Origin of the sequence: Streptomyces sp. NRRL F-2664, assembly GCF_000719345.1 — a bacterium.
Lineage (GTDB): Bacteria > Actinomycetota > Actinomycetes > Streptomycetales > Streptomycetaceae > Streptomyces.
Window position 1 is genome coordinate 1 of the sequence record NZ_JOFX01000164.1, and the last position, 2,228, is coordinate 2,228.

Consider the following 2,228-nt stretch of genomic DNA (forward strand, 5'->3'; position numbering starts at 1 on the left):
CGCGCCCAGGCCCTGCCGGTCCACCCCCAGACCCGACAACTCCTGGTCATACGACAGTGATAGCCCGAACCCCGCCTCCCCCCGCCCCGCCGTCGCCAGCAGCGGCACCTCCAAGGAGTAGCGGCCTGTCCGCACATCCACCGCACCCCCCGCCTCCTCACCCGGCGCAAACACACCCGACACCGTGCCCGAAGCCCCAGGCACCCCGGCAGCGGCAGCGGAGCGGGAACCCGGAACGGCGAAAGCCTCCCCCGCGCCCTCCGCCGTCACAGCTCCGGCAGCAGCCAGGACGAGAAGACCAGCCACACTGCTGCGGCGGACACGGTGCACAGCTGCGGAAGACACGGCAAGAGAAAGTGACATGGCAGTCCTCGGGCAAGTATCGCGATTGATGTCCTTCCAGGGGATCACTCCTGCGGTTGTCTATCCGTCCTCCGGCCAGCCCCCTAGGCGGACGATATGGGCCATGCGGGCGCCTGGGTGTTGTGCTGCGCAGTGGTCGCTCCAGGTTGGCTGAGAACCGGACGGGCGTACGCGGGTCGGGCCCGTGACCTGCAGCAGTGTCCGCGGTAAGAGCGAGTGACCCGCAAACCGCGGGGAACGCGCGACGCCGGGAACAGACCCCGGTACGACGATGCTCTGGCCGACCGAGTCGCGCCGGTCGCGGCCTTCTCCATTTGTGAAGAAGGTCAGGTTGCCGTGGACACCGCTCTTCGGCGTCCCGGTCAGGGGACGAGCCCGACGCGGCACCCAGCACGGTTTGGACGTAGGGCCTTGGGGCCGGTGTGAGATCGGCGCACCATCGCTCCACCAGGTTCAGCCAGGACGACCCGTCGGGGCGGAGTGCAGGTATCCGGTGTCATGTGGGTGGCGTAGATTTCGCAGACCAGGGGACGCCCAGGCCTGCGGGCACTTCCTTGAGCTTGATGAGGAACTTCTTGCGCTCCTCGGCACGGCGGCGGCGCAGCGAGCCGATGGCCTTGCCGGTGGCCGCGTTGAGTGCGGCGAACAGGGTGGTCGTGCCGGCCCGGACGCAGTCGTGTGTGACCGCTCCGAGGCCCTGGGAATCATCGGCAGCATCGGCTGGGACCGGTCCTCGATCTGCGACTGCCCGTGCACGCAGAACACCAGTGCCTGCCGGGCGGATTCAGGTAGAGGTCCGTCGACAGCTTGAACGTCTCCGAGCGGTGCGGCTGCAGGCCGACCCCTACCAGTGGTCATGGCTTCAGATGAAGCTGTCACCAGCGTCCCCCTTGCTGAAGCCCCTACGGTGAGCCCCTACAGACGGTCGGAAGTTCGCCGAGCTCGCCGAGCGCGCGCCGCTGGCAGATAGGGATCAGTTCCAGGCCGCATGCGAGGAAGCTGACAATTTTTTCCTGAGTTCACGGCTTGAAATTTTATTTACTCCGGTATCGAAAAGCCAGTAGCGAAAAGCGGTGTATCCTCTTTCTGGCTGCTCCCAGTATGCCGGATCAAATTTTCCATATGCCCCATTCTCCATCTGTTTAAGCATGGGTATGCCGCCTCCGCTCGAACCGATATGCACCACTAGGGCGTGGCCGTCGATTTCTCCTTTCGGCATCCGTATGGCCATGGATAGGACGTAAAGTCGACCCCGTAACGCCCTTCCGCTCCTCAGGTATTCGACCACTTCCCCCATGTTTCCATTTGTGACTCTACGAGGCCACGCGGTGTCGTTTATATGGAAAGTCACTTCTTTCGACGGCTTCATAAACATTCCCTCCCCAAAGGTTTTCAAGCATGCTGCTAGTAGTGCCTGGCAGCCGTCGTGGGGAGTCGCCGCTTCCATCGTCCGAAAAAGTGCTTTGGTGGGCGAAGGGCTGATTAGCCCATCTAGGGTTAGTTGCGTTCGCATAATGTCTTCGCCTGACATCGGTGCGATCGATGAGTGGAGAACCTGCATGGCTCTCACGTGATTAGCTTCGGCCGTGCGCTGACCGGTGCTGGCTTTGGAGTTCTCCCCCAGTCGGTGAGTAGTGGTATGGACTCCACGTTCAATGAACGGGCCGCGTTCTGCATCCGCGCTCCCCTCTCGAATGCGCTTCCGAAGTCGTAGCTGCAGGTTCCCGCTCGGGTCGGTGTGCTCGACTGGGTTGGCTGCGTAGGCCTGGTATTTGTTGAGGGGTGTGGGGTGGGGGTCGCGGGTGGTGAAGCGGCCGGTTTCGGGGTGGTAGAGGCGGGCGGGGGTGTAGTCGGTGCCGTTTTCG

Annotated in this window: 1 protein-coding gene and 1 pseudogene; both read right to left on the minus strand. The window is 63.5% G+C overall.

All coding sequences use genetic code 11. The annotated features are described in order from the left end of the window. Positions 1–928: 928 nt before the first annotated feature. Positions 929–1,202: pseudogene (locus IF89_RS50010) on the minus strand (IS630 family transposase); the annotation flags it as partial. A gap of 134 nt (positions 1,203–1,336) precedes the next feature. Further along, positions 1,337–2,228, minus strand: an 892-nt coding sequence (locus IF89_RS43830) for an RHS repeat-associated core domain-containing protein (protein WP_158718121.1), incomplete at its 5' end; no start/stop codon positions are given.